This is a genomic window from Paenarthrobacter aurescens (assembly GCF_025421775.1).
Classification (GTDB): domain Bacteria; phylum Actinomycetota; class Actinomycetes; order Actinomycetales; family Micrococcaceae; genus Arthrobacter; species Arthrobacter aurescens_B.
On the sequence record NZ_JAOEFX010000001.1, the window covers coordinates 563,024 to 577,968 of the forward strand.

Annotated in this window: 21 protein-coding genes; 14 read left to right on the plus strand and 7 right to left on the minus strand. The window is 61.2% G+C overall.

The window, feature by feature from the left end:
• The first annotated feature begins 2 nt into the window (after positions 1 to 2).
• The 8 genes from N7568_RS02630 to N7568_RS02665 all read left to right on the plus strand — a co-directional run bounded on the left by N7568_RS02630 (position 3) and on the right by N7568_RS02665 (position 5,462).
• Positions 3 to 1,163 carry an ABC transporter permease gene (locus tag N7568_RS02630; protein ID WP_261608349.1) on the plus strand — a complete coding sequence of 387 codons (1,161 nt, stop codon included), beginning with the start codon at positions 3 to 5 and terminating at the stop codon, positions 1,161 to 1,163.
• Positions 1,160 to 1,528: a DUF5655 domain-containing protein gene (locus N7568_RS02635; RefSeq protein ID WP_261608350.1), complete on the plus strand. Its 369-nt coding sequence runs from the start codon at positions 1,160 to 1,162 to the stop codon at positions 1,526 to 1,528. The genes N7568_RS02630 and N7568_RS02635 overlap by 4 nt, the downstream gene beginning before the upstream one ends.
• Before the next feature lie 93 nt (positions 1,529 to 1,621).
• Positions 1,622 to 2,092 (plus strand): GyrI-like domain-containing protein, encoded by a 471-nt coding sequence (locus tag N7568_RS02640; protein ID WP_261608351.1) that lies wholly within the window; start codon positions 1,622 to 1,624, stop codon positions 2,090 to 2,092.
• Positions 2,093 to 2,161: 69 nt separating this feature from the next.
• A complete protein-coding gene (locus tag N7568_RS02645) occupies positions 2,162 to 2,503 on the plus strand; it encodes a hypothetical protein (protein WP_261608352.1) in 342 nt (113 codons plus the stop codon).
• A gap of 39 nt (positions 2,504 to 2,542) precedes the next feature.
• A complete protein-coding gene (locus tag N7568_RS02650; RefSeq protein ID WP_261608353.1) occupies positions 2,543 to 3,412 on the plus strand; it encodes a universal stress protein in 870 nt (289 codons plus the stop codon).
• A gap of 33 nt (positions 3,413 to 3,445) precedes the next feature.
• Positions 3,446 to 3,805 (plus strand): CU044_2847 family protein, encoded by a 360-nt coding sequence (locus N7568_RS02655; protein ID WP_261608354.1) that lies wholly within the window; start codon positions 3,446 to 3,448, stop codon positions 3,803 to 3,805.
• A 102-nt stretch (positions 3,806 to 3,907) separates the two neighbouring features.
• Entirely contained in the window at positions 3,908 to 4,189 is a 282-nt protein-coding gene (locus N7568_RS02660; RefSeq protein WP_261608355.1) for a hypothetical protein, read from the plus strand.
• Between the two features lie 229 nt (positions 4,190 to 4,418).
• A complete protein-coding gene (locus N7568_RS02665) occupies positions 4,419 to 5,462 on the plus strand; it encodes a TerC family protein (protein WP_261608356.1) in 1,044 nt (347 codons plus the stop codon).
• Positions 5,463 to 5,498: 36 nt separating this feature from the next.
• On the opposite strand, the gene N7568_RS02670 is transcribed toward N7568_RS02665, so the two are convergent.
• From N7568_RS02670 to N7568_RS02685, 4 genes are all read right to left on the minus strand, one after another.
• Positions 5,499 to 6,191: a hypothetical protein gene (locus N7568_RS02670; protein ID WP_261608357.1), complete on the minus strand. Its 693-nt coding sequence runs from the start codon at positions 6,189 to 6,191 to the stop codon at positions 5,499 to 5,501.
• 100 nt (positions 6,192 to 6,291) lie between these two features.
• A complete protein-coding gene (locus N7568_RS02675) occupies positions 6,292 to 7,680 on the minus strand; it encodes a DUF5129 domain-containing protein (protein ID WP_261608358.1) in 1,389 nt (462 codons plus the stop codon).
• Positions 7,681 to 7,775: 95 nt separating this feature from the next.
• Complete coding sequence (locus N7568_RS02680) at positions 7,776 to 8,546, minus strand: SDR family NAD(P)-dependent oxidoreductase (protein ID WP_261608359.1); 771 nt, start codon at positions 8,544 to 8,546, stop codon at positions 7,776 to 7,778.
• 108 nt (positions 8,547 to 8,654) lie between these two features.
• Complete coding sequence (locus tag N7568_RS02685) at positions 8,655 to 8,981, minus strand: hypothetical protein (protein WP_261608360.1); 327 nt, start codon at positions 8,979 to 8,981, stop codon at positions 8,655 to 8,657.
• Between N7568_RS02685 and N7568_RS02690 the strand changes: the two genes are divergently transcribed.
• The gene (locus tag N7568_RS02690) at positions 8,982 to 9,299 is read left to right on the plus strand and encodes a hypothetical protein (protein ID WP_261608361.1); all 318 of its coding nucleotides are present in this window, start codon (positions 8,982 to 8,984) and stop codon (positions 9,297 to 9,299) included.
• A gap of 150 nt (positions 9,300 to 9,449) precedes the next feature.
• Here N7568_RS02690 and trxA read toward each other — a convergent pair whose 3' ends face one another.
• The 3 genes from trxA to N7568_RS02700 all read right to left on the minus strand — a co-directional run bounded on the left by trxA (position 9,450) and on the right by N7568_RS02700 (position 10,701).
• Positions 9,450 to 9,878, minus strand: coding sequence for a thioredoxin (gene trxA, locus N7568_RS02695; protein WP_261608362.1), 429 nt, complete (start codon positions 9,876 to 9,878; stop codon positions 9,450 to 9,452).
• A 144-nt stretch (positions 9,879 to 10,022) separates the two neighbouring features.
• Complete coding sequence (locus tag N7568_RS25905) at positions 10,023 to 10,100, minus strand: hypothetical protein (protein ID WP_368736504.1); 78 nt, start codon at positions 10,098 to 10,100, stop codon at positions 10,023 to 10,025.
• A 232-nt stretch (positions 10,101 to 10,332) separates the two neighbouring features.
• Entirely contained in the window at positions 10,333 to 10,701 is a 369-nt protein-coding gene (locus N7568_RS02700; RefSeq protein ID WP_261608363.1) for a carboxymuconolactone decarboxylase family protein, read from the minus strand.
• Positions 10,702 to 10,826: 125 nt separating this feature from the next.
• Here N7568_RS02700 and N7568_RS02705 point away from each other — a divergent pair, with 125 nt between their 5' ends.
• From N7568_RS02705 to N7568_RS02725, 5 genes are all read left to right on the plus strand, one after another.
• Positions 10,827 to 11,747, plus strand: coding sequence for a helix-turn-helix transcriptional regulator (locus N7568_RS02705; protein WP_261608364.1), 921 nt, complete (start codon positions 10,827 to 10,829; stop codon positions 11,745 to 11,747).
• 2 nt (positions 11,748 to 11,749) lie between these two features.
• Positions 11,750 to 12,736 carry an aldo/keto reductase gene (locus N7568_RS02710; protein WP_261608365.1) on the plus strand — a complete coding sequence of 329 codons (987 nt, stop codon included), beginning with the start codon at positions 11,750 to 11,752 and terminating at the stop codon, positions 12,734 to 12,736.
• 96 nt (positions 12,737 to 12,832) lie between these two features.
• On the plus strand, positions 12,833 to 13,525 hold the full coding sequence (locus tag N7568_RS02715) for a histidine phosphatase family protein (RefSeq protein ID WP_261608366.1): 693 nt from the start codon (positions 12,833 to 12,835) through the stop codon (positions 13,523 to 13,525).
• Between the two features lie 24 nt (positions 13,526 to 13,549).
• Positions 13,550 to 14,107, plus strand: coding sequence for a DUF3090 domain-containing protein (locus N7568_RS02720; protein ID WP_261608367.1), 558 nt, complete (start codon positions 13,550 to 13,552; stop codon positions 14,105 to 14,107).
• Positions 14,107 to 14,874 carry an SCO1664 family protein gene (locus N7568_RS02725; protein WP_261608368.1) on the plus strand — a complete coding sequence of 256 codons (768 nt, stop codon included), beginning with the start codon at positions 14,107 to 14,109 and terminating at the stop codon, positions 14,872 to 14,874. Before N7568_RS02720 ends, N7568_RS02725 begins: the two co-directional genes overlap by 1 nt.
• Positions 14,875 to 14,945: the final 71 nt, after the last annotated feature.

Consider the following 14,945-nt stretch of genomic DNA (forward strand, 5'->3'; position numbering starts at 1 on the left):
AAGTGATCTTTGCCATCGCCGGCGTGGAAGTGCGGCGCTTCCTGCGGGACCGATCCAACATTTTCTTCGTCTTCATCTTCCCGCTCCTTTTAATCCTGTTGTTGGGCACCCAGTTCGGCTCCAGCAACAGCGAAACCCGGGTTGCATTGGGCGGTGTTTCCGGCACGGTTCTGGAAACGGCGATATCGGAACAGTTGGAAGCCGACGGCATGCAGGTGGAATCCGGTACTGCGCAAGTGGTGCGCGAACAACTGGGGCGCGGAAGGGCCGACGTCGGGGTCATCATCAGCCCCGAAGCGGCCGCCGCGTTCAATGACGGACGGGTAACGGATCTGGAAATTCTGACGGCATCGCAGGCTTCGGCCCAAGCGGCATTGCAGGAGGTCAAGGGCTCCCTGATGGCCATCAGCGTACGGCACAGCCAGCGCGCCGCCTTGGAACAGGCAGGCCTGCCAGCAGAGGCCGCGGCATCCGCCTTGGCCCAGGCGAAAGAAGCTGTTCAGGCACCCCGGGTAGACATTGTGGACACCGACAACACCTCCCAGGAGTTCCGCGGACTCGGAGTCTTCGATCTTGGGGCGGTACAGCAACTGCTGCTGTTCATCTTCCTCAGCTCCCTCACCGGTGCCGCCACACTGATCCAGGGACGCCGGTTCGGTGTCATCCCGCGCACCATGGCGGCGCCCGTGACCAGCGGTCAGACAATCATCGGCCAGGCAGTGGGAAGGTTTGGGATCGCCTCGGTTCAAGGTGCATACATCCTGGTTGGCACTGCTCTGCTCTTCGGCGTCGATTGGGGCAACCTCTGGCTCACCGCCCTGGTCCTGCTGGCCTTCAGCGCGGTTGCGGCCGCAGCGGCCATGATTATCGGCTCGCTCTTGGATCACGACGGCGCCGCGACAGGGATCGGCATAGGCGCAGGTCTCGTACTGGCTGGTCTGGGCGGCTGCATGGTGCCTCCGGAGTTCTTCGGCGAACCACTCCAATCACTATCGTGGCTCACCCCGCACCGGTGGGCATATGACGCCCTGGCCGCCATCCAGCGGCGGGACGCCTCCTTCTCCGACATCCTGCCTGGCCTGGGCGTTCTGGCAGGGATGGCCGCGGTTCTCCTCTTTTGTGGTGCATGGTTCCTCCGGCGCAGCCTCCGAAGGGCGCTGTGACCACGGTCCTGCCCGCGGAAGCTGTTGCCTTCTTCAATGGATCCCCTCAAGGCCTCGCGATCTGCGACGCGGTCTTTGCCGTAGCCAGTGGCCTGGGTGCCATCCAGGTCCGCGTCTCCAAGAGCCAGATTGCCCTCCGGCGGCATCGTGGGTTTGCCTACTTGTGGCGACCGGACAAGTACATCCATTCCGGGGTACCTGCCGTACTGTCGTTGGCGTTGCCCCATGAGCTCGACTCCCCCAGGTTCAAGGAAATAGCTCATCCTGCTCCTTCCGTGTGGATGCATCACATGGAACTTCACGATCCCGCCCAGGTTGATGCCGAAGTTACGCAGTGGATCAGGGAAGCCTTTGAGGCGGCATAGCGGCCGTGCCGAACGTTTGCGTAGCACGCGCCTGCCCGCTTTTAGAGTCGTTCGGCCCTACTGACGGCAGCCCGATCAGGGAAGTCTTGAGGTATGAGCATCCTCGACCAGCAACCCGCCCTGATTCGAACCTCCGAGCAACCCACTGCAGTGGTCCGCGAGCGGGTCCCCATGGCGAAATTGACGGAATTCTTCGGCCGCGCATTTGGCGCTGCCATGGCGGCTGCCCAAGCCCAGAACGCCAGCCCCACGGGACCCCCGTTCGCCATGTACCACGGGATGCCAACCGACTCCGTCGACGTAGAGGCCGGCTTCCCGGTGACACCGAATTTCTCCGCTGCCGGAGAGGTTATCAGCGGAAAGTTGCCGGAGTCGGACGCCCTCGAAGCTGTGCATAAGGGACCTTACGACACTCTTGAGCAGACGTACGCGCTCATCCTCGAGCGAATGAGTGCGGAAGGTTTAACACCCTCAGACACCATGTGGGAGTTCTATCTGAGTGACCCCGAAAAGGAACCGGACCCTGCCAAGTGGCAGACGCGTGTTGTCTGGCCCGTCATCTGAGCAGCCCGGACACTCCCGATCATGAGAATCCCAGCGAATAGCCTGCGAAAAGGCGGGCGGGGGCACCACGTGAATCACCGGGCAGCCACCGTTCATGGAGGACGCTCCCAGGACATTGGAAAACTGCAGTTGGTGGTCAAGGTGGAGACGGCTTTCCCGGCCGCGTGCATCATTGTCCGCGGACAAATTTCAACCCGGAGCATCCTGGTCATTTACGCCGCTGCGCGCAGGATCAATGCTGCCGTTCCAGGTGCCGATATTGCCGTGGACCTCGGCCACGCCGGCATCGCTGCCGAGGCTTTGGAACAACTCATGGACGTTGCTGACCGCGGCTTGCTCCCCGACTCGGTGGATCCCTCCCGCCTTCCGTGCCACCTCCGGATTCTGGAGTCCTCAGGGCAATTGGCATGACTGTGCATTAACCCAAACGCATCGAAAGCAGGCAGCATTATGGGCAATGAAGACGCCATAGCCGTTGGCATCAAGGACTCCACCCAGAGCGAAGCAGCCCTGGTCTGGGCGGCACGTCGTGCCGAACAACGAAGAGTGCCGCTGACCATAGTGCACGTCATCGATGACAGGTGGCTGATTGAACCTTCAGCGTGGCGGGATTCCCTCAAGCGTTCAGGCGAGAAGTTGTTGGAGGCTGCATCGGCCCGTATCGGTGAGCGATTCCACATCACCGTCACCACCGAACTCTTGAGCGGGAGCGTGGCCGCATCTTTGGGGCAGTACGCCCGGAAGACCTCCTTAATGGTCGTCGGTTCGGGTAGCCCCCACCTTGGCGGCACACTCACGGATCGTGCCCTTCAAATAGCCGGCGCCTCCGAAGGGCCTGTGGCAGTTGTCGGTGCAACTGACGATTACCAGGACAGGCACGGCGTCGTTGTTGGCGTTGATGGTTCCGAGCACGCCCTCAAAGCCGTTGCATTCGCCGCCGCGGAGGCAGACCGCGATGGACAGGAACTCACGGTGCTCCATGCCTACCGGGCGCCCGACCCACAGATCGACGCCGGGTTGGCACCAGCTGAACTTCGGCGGCTCATCAGCGACCAAGAGCGCCTCATCCTCGCGGAGACAGTTGCAGGGTTGAGCGTTTCCTATCCCGATCTGCCTGTGAAGAAGGTGTCGGAGCCGCACAAAGAGCCCGTCGGCGCCTTGGTGGAGGCGTCAGCCAACGCAAGGTTGCTTGTTCTGGGCAGCCGTGGGCGAGGTGGATTCTCGCGGCTGCTGCTGGGCTCCACCGCGCACGGTGTCTTGACGCATTTGACGTGCCCAACCATCGTCATTCCGCCAGAGCCTGCTGCGGATAACCGCTAGGCCGGGCAAGACGCTATCTACGGGAGGTTCATCGTGACTGAGGTACTGAGGTACGAGGTTGGATCCGGGACCGTGCTGGTTGAAGTCGACGACGACAGCTATGGAGTGGATCACCCGGCCCGGAATGAGCAAGGCATCTTGAACGTCGACAGGCGTCTGGAGGACGCCTTGGCCAGTGTCCGCCCAGCTGCCGTTGCTGCACTGGAGTCCATGCGGGAACTCGCTCCGGAGCACATGGAGATTGAGTTCGGAATCAAGCTCGCCGGGGATGCCGGCGCCTTGATAGCGAAATCGTGCCCGGAGGGACACTTCATCGTACGAATGTCCTGGTCCACGGAACACCGTCATGCTGGTGGGACCGAGCTAAACGAACATGCCGATGCACTTCACTAAAAGTCGTGCGGCCAATCACCTTTAGGGGGCAACGCCCTGTTCATCGAGCAACTACCTAGATAAACTAGCTTCTCTACAGTGGAAATTTATTTAGGGTTGGACATGAATATCTTCGACCAGCAAGCGCTCACGCAAGGCGTCATCGAGTTCCTCGACCTCGACCTGAACGAAGTTTGGGTGGCGCAGTTGGCCGTGGGTGGCAACGCGGGATTCTCTGAGTTCTATGCCTACTGCCGTTCTGACGGCACGCTCACCCATCAGGACCGGGACGCAGTTTCGCACGCCGTTAATGAGCTCGTGGCGGACCTGGGAGGCTCTCTGCGAGTGCCCTACAGCATGGACGAGGAGACCCGGCCACAGGGGGCACCTCTTCCGGGGAGTTGAACAGCTCTCCCTAGTGAATCTCCCTGGTGAATCAAAGATTCTTGGCCTTGTTCCTCGTTCAGGACAGAGTCTTGACTCGTGAATTACGATAGTTGTGTTGAGCGGAGGGGAGTATCCCCCGATGCTCCGTCGACAATCCGGCCGGCCCACCCGGCCCGGCGGAGCAGGCCATGCTGCACCTGGCCGGGAAAGACCTCCAGTTGGTTAACTGACTGGAAGCAGGTTCCTGATGCAGATTTCGTTGTTGTCTTGGTTGGCCGTCATCGGCTTTATCCTGGTGATGCTGGCCGTTGACCTGTTTGCGCATCGACGAGCGCATGTCATCAAAGTAAAGGAAGCGGCTGCATGGTCCGCTCTGTGGACAGCGTTCGGTGTGGGCTTCGGCCTCCTGGTGTGGCGGATATATGGAGCGGAGTTCGGCCAGCAGTATTTCGCCGGATACTTGATTGAAAAATCCCTTGCGGTAGACAACGTTTTTATCTGGGCCATTATCTTTACGTACTTCGTGGTTCCACGCGAGTACCAGCACAGGGTCTTGTTCTTTGGCGTACTCGGAGCCCTCGTTTTCCGTGGGATCTTCATAGCGGCCGGCTCCGCGATCATCGCCAGCGCTGGTTGGGTGCTCTACCTGTTTGCGGCATTCCTCCTCATCACCGGCATCCGTATGATCCTTCACCGCAATTCACATCTTGATCCCGAAAAATCCAAGATTCTGGCCCTATTCCGAAGCCGCGTGCCGATGACCGACAAGTTTCATGGACAACGGTTCCTGATCCGAAAGAACGGTGTTGTCCTGGCGACCCCGCTGCTCGCCGTCCTGGTCCTCGTGGAAGCCACCGACATCGTCTTCGCAGTGGACTCCATCCCCGCGATCTTCGCCGTCACCGATGAAGTCTTCCTCGTCTTCACCGCCAACGCTTTCGCAATTCTCGGCCTAAGGGCGATGTACTTCCTTCTCGCGGACCTGATTCACCGATTCGTTTACCTCAAGATAGGGCTGGCATTGGTCCTGGTCTGGGTTGGAATCAAAATGTTCCTCAAGATCGACATCTACTACATCCCCACGACAATCTCTCTCACCGTCATCGGAACCATTCTGGGAGTGTCCATCGGGACAAGTCTCTGGGCCACCCGGGGGCAGGACCGCAGGGCACTCCCCCAACCGGAGAATCCGCCCTTCGGCAACGCCACAGCACAGGACACGGATGCGTTGGAGAAGCTGCGGCGCCCCCGTCGGCAACTCCTGCGCAAGGGACAGGACGGAAGTCGCTGATCCACGCGGCAGACATAGATGCAATGGACCTCGGAGCTAATGTCCGTGGACGCTCTTCTGTCCAATGTTGCGGGCATGGTAGCCGTAGGCCAGCAATGCCAGGCCTGCCAAAATCACCACCGCCAGGACCGCAACATCCCCGGAGATGATCTGGACAGCTGATTGAAAGGCGAATGTCACACCCAGCATTCCGAGCACCGCCGCTGGTATTAGTGGCCACCTCATTCTCCCCGTCCGGCTTCCGTCCGCACCGCCGGGAAGCCGGACGGGCACCACTGATAGCAGTCCAAAAGTAGCGGCAAGGCCGAGGAACAAGACAGTGGCAGCCGGCGCGCCCTGCAGTTCGGCCGGAAGGATCGCCACCAGCGCCACAACAGACATGACGCCGCACGGAATCAGGGCCCACCAAAAAGTGCGTTCGCGCAGATAGACCGCTCCGAATCCTGCTGCCATGAAGAGGAACAGAAAAGCCCCCACTGCTGCCCCCTCCGTGAAGCTGGTGGCGGCTATGACAGCGGCCAAGCCCAAGAACACGGAACCGGGGATTGCCGCCCACCAGTTTCCGCGTCGGAGGATGAAGAGGGCTACACACACGCTTCCCAGCGCCGCGAAGATGAGCAAGGGCGCAAACACTCCACTTTCCACGATGCCAAGCTGGTCCAGAAGCAACAGCCCGCCAAACGTCATAAGGGCGATTCCGGCAATGATGCTGATGGTTGTTGATTTCATTTTCGCCTCCCTTCGTGCTGGCGGCGCGGCCGCTCCGCTTATTCAAGGCTAGGGTCCTGCAGCAACCCGATGTAGGGTCCAAAGCCCTGCCGCGGACGCCTTAGAACCCTGAGGAACTACCGGAGCCGGAGAAGCTGCCGCCGCTGCTTCCATATCCGGTTGTGCTGCCATCTCCGCCCCGGGCAGCGCTGACACTGCTGACTCCCGTATCAAGCCCGGAGTTGAAGGTGGCTACGGAAAAGAAATGGTTGGAGGGATATACCGCGCCCAGGATGCTTGGCTCGTACGTCCGGCGGTGCTTCTGGTTGGAGCTACTCCTGACTGACCTCATCTCCTTGCGCATCACCTCCGCTTCCCGTTCATTCTTCGCATAGCCATCAATGACCGTTTCAGCGTGGTTCTCCAGGAGCATCGCCAGGTGGCTTCGGGCATCATTCAGCCGGTCCAAGGCCTTCTCCGGGGTGATCCTGCCCGCGCCCATGTCCGAAGTCCAGTCCTCAATCGCCCCCAAGCTCTGGTCGCGAAAGGTCCGCAAGGCTGCGGCGGTTGCGGTGTCCCCCTGACCATTGCGTTTCGCCAGCAGCTGTTCCAATCCAGCCAAGTCGTTGCGAAAGGGTGCCAGTTGCCGATCCCACGCTGTGGGCCACGTGCTGGTGCGGTTCAACAGGGCGTTCGTGTCAGCAATGACGTCATCCAAGGCGTCAAGCTCGGCGGCGGCATCTGCATACTGGCGCGTGAGTCGAAGGTTCCTGCGTTGGCCCAACTGGTGCCGGGACAAGGAATGGACGGTGTTCGAGAGCCCCGTGGCCAAATAATAGCGGTTCAAGAAGCTGCGGTACTTCTCCAACACTTCACCCCCGTACGTCGACGATTCGGGAATGGTGCCGGCGTTCAACTCCGTCACCTCAAGGTCCATACTGACGTTGGCGTAACTGTGATCCCCGCGGTCAACTTCTTTACGGCTGGCGGACCGGGTGACGGTACGCACAACAATCCAGGCTCCAGCACCCAAGGCCACCGTTCCGCCTGACACCCAGAGGGTGATCAGGAAACCGGATGACTCGTACCAAGGCTGGTTAATGAGCACAGCCGCGCGCCGGACCCCTGCGATGGTTCCATCGGTCCATTGGGCGTCGCGAAGAAGTTCTTTGGACGCATCCTGAATATCATGCCGCTGCTCAAGGGAGACCTTCCGATCCTCACCCATGTAAGTGCCAACGTGCCGACCCACCGGGTCAAGGGCGAAGATAAAGAGGCCGTCAGCCCACTTTTGACCGTCTGGGCTGATCCATTCCTTGTGCTCAGCCCGGGCGAATCTCAACACCTCTTCGTTGAGGTTGTCCTCGGTCCTGCCGTTGTATGTGTAGACCACAACCTTGGTGGGTTCGTGGAACTCCGTCGCCTCAAGAGCGTCCACCAACGCGACCCGATCCAACACCCCCGCGGTGTCAAAAACGTCGACCGACATCGGTGTTGCCGCATGGGCCATGGCAGAGTTTCCGGGTAACAACGTCAAAAGGAGCAGCAGAAGACCCCCGAACACACGCCCCTTGAGGGGCATTCGTGGTGACGGTCCCTGCGGTCTCAAATTGCGTTCCAACCGTTGTCTGAGGCCAGCACCACACCGTTGATATTCGAGCCATCCCGGCTCAGGAGGAACGTGATCCCGGCAGCCAATTCGCTGGCCTCAGCGATTGGCGGCACGTTTGCTTGCATGAGCGGTCCCAGCACCTCTGCTGCGAGCTGGGACTTGAATTCGGCATGAATGTTCGTTTTGGTGCCGCCGGGAGCCACCGCGTTGACACGTATTCCGCGGCGCCCGTACATGACAGCTGAACTTCGCGTCAGGCCCAGGACTGCATGCTTTGAAACGGTGTATGCGGCACCGGCTGCAGATCCCCTCAGGCCCGCCTCGGACGAGACATTGACGATCGAACCATGTCCTGCCGCCAGCATGGTGGGCACCACCGCCCTCATAAGGCGCATCATGGATGTCAGGTTAACATCCAAAACATGCTCCCAAGTGTCGTCGTCGAGTTCATGGACCGGCTGGAAACTATCCATGATTCCCGCCACGTTGGCCAATGCATCAATTCGTTCGCCCGCTGCAGCCACCACCCGCTGCACCGCATCCTCACGGCTGATATCCCCGGCAACCGGCACGAAGCCGAGCTCGGCATGCTCAGCCGTCAGCTTGTCCAGGCCATCCTGGCTGACGTCGCTCGCAATCACGCGGCCACCTTCTCGCGCGACACGCAGCGCAGTGGCAAGTCCTATGCCGGAGGCAGCCCCCGTAACGATCACAGTCTGGCCTTCAAAGCGGCCAGGGTTAATGTTTTCCTGCCAGACGACCATGGGAGGCTCCTCTTACCAGCGCGGTTATTGCGTCCCCGGCCCAGTCATTCTTGGCTTGGACACTTTTTGGGGGCCATTGATTGTGGGACGAGGGAGGCCTCCATGAACTCAGGATGGTGTCTTTACCGGCGCACGAACAGGGCCGAAGGTCCTCGGACCGGGCCGCTGGGCCACCACGTCGCCCGGTGCCCATCGCTCTTCCGGGCTGATCGGTCCCACCGAGCCGGGAACGGAAAATGTCGGACTCTTGTACTTGGTCTTACCACCGGTTCGTCCGACGAACCGTTGTTGTGTGCTTCCAGACTGTGATCCAAGAATCGTCAGGATTCTGGCCCACCATGAGGTATCGCCGATATCTTCACGGACCACGGCGAGGATTCGAGTTCCCGTGGTCATCACCCGGTAACCGTCGCCACCTTCACCTGCATCTACCACTTGAACGAAGGAACCCTGAAGATCTCGGTCAAGGAAGCAACAGACCAAACAGCTGCCTTGGAATACTTTGATGTCGAACAAGCCCTGGCCAACGATGCCAAGACCATCGCCGGCCTGGCCAGCCTCGGCTTTCCGGCCTACGAAACCGGCGACGGGTCCGCGGTGTTCCAGAAAGACAGCTTTGTCCTGCGGGTGGACGCCTCAGGCCTGGCCGCCACTCTCGGGCCGGAGAACATCACCAGGAACGCCCTGGCCTACCAACTGTCCACCACCATTTTGGCCTGCTGGATCGAACATCCAGCCGTGCCAGGCAAGTAGTCGCGGAGGCCGCACGTGTCAATGACTTTGGCCCTCCGGGGCGAATCCAGCCCGTCGCCGATGACGCCCGGGAGCAGGCAAAACCCGACCGCCTCGGGCCGTTCCTTATGCCGCGAGCCGCCCCTTCCGCCGTCGTCCGCTGCTCCCGGGCTACTTCGCGAGTGCTTCCTCCAGCCAGGTTCTCAACACCGGCGCGGGAGCCGCGCCGGCCTGCCTCGCGACGATCTTGCCGTCAACGATGACCATCAACGTTGGCACCGCCTGTATCGCGAACCTGGCGGAAAGCTGCGGCGAATGGTCCACATCAACCTTCACAAGCTTGATCTGCCCGGCTCGTTCGTGTGCCAACGTGTCCAGCACGGGGCTCACCATCCGGCACGGTCCACACCACACCGCCCAAAAGTCCACCAACACCGGAACGCCGGCCCGTTCGGCGATCGCGCTGAAGTCGTCGTCGCCCGCTTCAACCACCCAAGGGAGATCGCGGTGGCAGTTCCCACACCGCGGCCGGCCGTCGGCCGCAGCCGGAACGCGGTTCGACTTGCCGCAATGAGGACATTTGATGATGGCTTTGTTCATGTGCTTCCGGCCTCCGTAAGTTCCCTTGTGCTGTATTCAACCACGAGCTAGTTTCCCGGATAGGGTCACCGCGATCGCTCCGCATTCCTCGAGGCTGCTGCGCAGCGGTGCCCGACCCATCTGCGTCTCCACCACATGGGAGATTTAGCGGCACAACGGCCGGGCTCCCTGGATCGGATCGAGCCCGCGTTCGGCGATCAGAAGGCGTGCCTCCTCGGTCAGGTGAAGCTGTACTTACCGCTCGAGCCCGCACCATCCAGTTACTGTTTGGGACTTTGCCGAAGTCGCGTGGATGACACCCTCTGCGGCGCTCATCGGTGGTGCGTTGGGCTCGCGGTTCGAGTCAGGAGATGTATCCTTCGAGCCGCGTACGGTCAAAGGGAACGACGTCGTCGCCAGTCGGTCGACGATGGCGAATGAGCCCGTAGGCCGATTTCGATTCCAGGCGTTGCTTCTAGTTCTCTTCGCTGAAGACTTTTTTGGCGACGGTCATTGCACTCATGCCGTTGGGCCAGCCGGTGTAGAAAGCGAGGTGGAGGATCGCTTCTTTCAGTTCTTCCTCCGTCAAGCCGTTCTGACGTGCGTAATCAAGGTGGAACGTGAGTTGATCGGCTTTCCCCATTGCCGTTAGCGCGGCGACGGTGATCAGGCTGCGATCCCTTTTGGACAAGTCTTCGCGTTCCCATACTTCGTCGAACAGCACTTTGTCGGTGTAGTGGACCATTCCGGGCGCGAAGTTCCCAAACGCATTCTGTCCCCCGGTCCAGCCAGTAGTTGTGTTCTCAACCATCATCGTTCCTTTCGTGGATTCTTCCTGCGTCATTCCTCACCCCTCAAAGCGGTGATATTTCAATGGAACCCCCGATAGATCCCCCGTTGGGAGTCACTGACGAGGGGCGTACCAGCAGGGCATCCCTCCCCTGGCCAGGACGCCGTAGCCTTGGGATTGTGGACAACCGGAATGAAGTTCGAGACTTTCTCATGTCACGCCGTGCGAAGGTCACGCCCGAGCAGGCTGGCCTGGCAGTTGCGGGACACCGCCGGGTGACAGGCCTGAGGCGCAATGAGGTTGCGACCCTCGCCGCAGTCAGTGTCGAGTATTACGCCAAGATCGAGCGTGGCAACCTTTCCGGAGTATCCGATGCGGTCCTTGATGCGCTGGCGGGAGCCCTTCAGCTGGACGATGCTGAACGCGAACACCTTTTCGACCTGTCACGCGTCGCCAACGGCGCTTCCCAACCAGTGCGCAAGCGCAAACCCAAGGACTGGGTGGCCAGGGAAAGCCTGCTGCGTGCCCTCGACGTGATCACTGAAGGCCCCGCGTTCGTTCGTAACGGCCGGATGGACATTCTCGCCACCAACGCGCTGGGGCGAGTGTTCTACGACCACGTCTTTGACGGCCCGGGGCAAGGCAACCTGGCGCGGTTCTGCTTCCTCGACGAACGGGCCAAGGATTTCTATCCGGGCTGGGAAGCGGCCTCCGACATCACTGTGTCGATTCTGCGCACCGAGGCGGGCCGGGACCCTCACGACAAACGGTTGCACGATCTGATCGGCGAGCTTTCAACCCAAAGTGACGCGTTCCGAACCCGGTGGGGGGCTCACAATGTCCGGCGGCACGGCTCGGGCACCAAGAACTTCCAGCACCATGAAGTAGGCGAGCTGACCTTGACGTACGAGGGCATGGAGCTGACCGCAGAACCGGGCCTGTCGTTGCTCATCTACACCGCAGCACCTGGATCCGCCAGCCAGGAACGCCTCCGGCTGCTTGCCAGTTGGGCCGCCACGCTGTCCACCGCTACTTCGCTCGAACACGTAACCGACGACCATGACAAGAACGCATACAACAACGGAACCATGGAGGCATGACCATGCACACAAGAACTCTCGGACAGGGCCTTGAGGTCTCGGCTATCGGGCTAGGTGCCATGGGCATGTCCCAGAGCTACGGGCCGAACCCCGGCAGCCGTCAGGACATGATTGACGTGCTTCGATCCGCCACCGACCATGGCGTCACCTTCTTCGATACAGCCGAGGTGTACGGCCCCTATGTGAATGAAGAACTCGTCGGCGAGGCACTGGAACCGATCCGCGACCAGGTGGTGATCGCGACCAAGTTCGGCTGGGACATCCACAACGGCCAAAGTGTCGGACTGAACAGCCGACCCGAGCAAATCCGCCGCGTCGCCGAAGGATCCCTCAAGCGCCTGCGAACCGACGTTATCGATCTGTTTTACCAGCACCGCGTCGACCCTGACGTCCCCATCGAGGACGTCGCTGGCACCGTCCGGGATCTGATCGCCGAGGGAAAAGTCCGCCACTTCGGACTGTCTGAGGCCTCCGCCGCAACGATCCGGCGCGCCCACGCTGTGCAGCCTGTCACCGCCCTGCAAAGTGAGTACTCGCTGTGGACGCGGGACCCCGAGGCCGAGGTACTTCCAACGCTTGCCGAACTCGGCATCGGCCTGGTCCCCTTCAGCCCCCTGGGCAAGGGCTTCCTCACGGGTACGGTGACCCCTGCAACCAGCTTCACAGAGGGCGACATCCGCAACCATGTTCCCCGCTTCAACGACGAAAATCTTGCAGCCAACCAAGCCCTCGTTACGCAGGTCATCGAACTGGCTACTGTGAAAGGTGTGGCACCAGCCCAAATCGCGCTGGCGTGGCTACTCGCCCAGCACCCATGGATCGTCCCCATTCCAGGCACCCGGCGCACTACCCGCATCAAGGAGAACGCCGAAGCCACCCACGTGGCGCTCAGCGCTGACGAGGTTGCCGGCCTTGATGCCCTTGCCCGGAGCCTGGGAGTCCACGGCGACCGCTACAACGCCGCGCACATGGGCTACGTCAACGGCTAAAACCGTGATCCGCCCTTCCGGTCCTCTCGTCGCCACGCACACCAAGTCGCCCCCTTCCGTCCACAGCACCAATGCGGGGGTGACTAGGCTGGGTGGATGGCGACACTTCTTCTCGTACGGCATGGCCGCACCACAGCAAATGCCACTGGTCTGTTGGCGGGCCGGGCCGTCGGTGTGGGCTTGGACCAGATCGGGCGCGAACAAGCGGCCCTGACCGGTGACCGGCTTGCCGCCGTGCCCTTAGCCGGAGTGGTATCCAGCCCTCTAGAGCGATGCCAGCAGACCGCCCAGCTCATCCTCGATCGTCAGGCCTGCACGCCGCGCGTACCTGTCGAGCCCGATCTCACGGAATGCGACTACGGCCAGTGGCAGGGACGCAAGCTCAGTGATCTCGCCACCGAGGATCTGTGGGCCGTAGTGCAGACGCAACCGTCCGCCGTCGTCTTTCCGGGCGGTGAATCAATGGCTGCAATGCAGGCTCGAGCGGTGGCAGCGATCCGACGCCACGATGCAGCCTTCGAAGCGGAGTACGGGCCAGGGGCTGTGTGGGTGGCCGTGAGCCATGGTGACGTCATCAAGTCGATCCTTGCCGATGCGCTCGGCATGCACCTTGACCTATTCCAGCGAATTAACGTCAGTCCGGCATCCGTATCCATCGTGCGCTATGGCGCCAATCCGCCGAGCGTCTACGCGACCAACACCGAAGCGGGTGATTTGTCATGGCTGTCGAATGGCATCCGCTCCGGCGATGCTCCAGTGGGTGGAGGCGCAGGGCAGAAGACTCCATGAACCTCATGTGCCTAAGATACTGACATGCCTACACGCGTTCACGAATTTGCCTGGCCTGATCGGGTTGTCATTGGCACCGTTGGCCTTCCAGGAGCGCGCACGTTCTACCTGCAGGTACGCGCCGGCGCCAACATCGTAAGTATTGCCCTCGAGAAGCAGCAGTCGGCTCTGCTCGCAGACATGATCGACGAAATCCTCGACCAGCTCATCACAGTGGAGGGCAACCCCTTCAGCGTTCCCACGGGCACTCCTGTTGAGCTCGTCGACAACGACCCGCTTGAGCCCCCTCGGGAACAATTTCGCACCGGCGCCATAACCCTGGATTGGGACCCCACCACGGCCCAGTTTGTTCTGGAGGCCTACCCCATCACCGATGTCGCCACTGATGACGACGACGACGAACCACTCGACGTAAACGGTGCTGATGAACGCGAAATGCTGCTGGTGCGAATGCCCGTGGGCACCGCCCGCGCCTTCGCCAAGCGCACCCGTGAGATCGTTGGGGCCGGTCGTCCGACATGCCCGCTCTGCGGTTTCCCCATGGACGCCGACGGGCACACCTGCACCCTTCCCGACGCCTGATGCCGGCACCGGACCTGCTAACCGCCGAGCTGACGCTGACGGGCCGGATCACCACGGCCTCCAACGCTACATTTCTGGGCAGCATCGGCGACGTGCAAGTCGTCTATAAGCCCATAGCAGGCGAAAGCCCGCTGTGGGACTTTCCCCATGGCACGTTGGCACACCGTGAGGTGGCTGCCTATCTGGTCTCCCAGGCCTTCGGTTGGGACATCGTGCCCCGCACCTGGCTGCGCGATGGTCCATTGGGTGAAGGAATGGTCCAGCTCTGGCAGGAGCAAGACCCCGCCCAACACGCCGTGGACCTGGTGGCAACGGACCAAGTGCCGGAGGAAGGCTGGAAACACGTTCTCGAAGGACAGGATGAGAACGGACAGATGGTCACCCTGGTTCACGAAGACTCGCCGGAGCTCAGGCGCATGGCCGTCTTCGACACGGTGGTCAACAATGCCGACCGCAAAGGCAACCATATTCTCGCCATGACGGACGGGCACCGGCACGGCGTTGACCACGGGCTGACCTTCCACCATGACCACAAGCTGCGCACGGTGCTCTGGGGATGGCTGGGAGACCCTCTCACCACCGGGGAACGCGAAGGCATTGATCGTGTCATCGAAGGATTGGACGGTGGGCTGGGCCGGGACTTGGCCCATTTGCTCAGTACCGAAGAAATGGAAGCTCTCGCAACGCGCTGCGCCCGTTTGCGCTCGTCGGGGCGCTTTCCGACTCCGCGTGGTGAGATGTCGGCCGTTCCCTGGCCACTTTTCTAGCGACTTGGGAACAGCTGGCCCCAATGGAAAGCAGCGGCCACCGCCGTCGTGCTTTAAGAAACGCACGACGA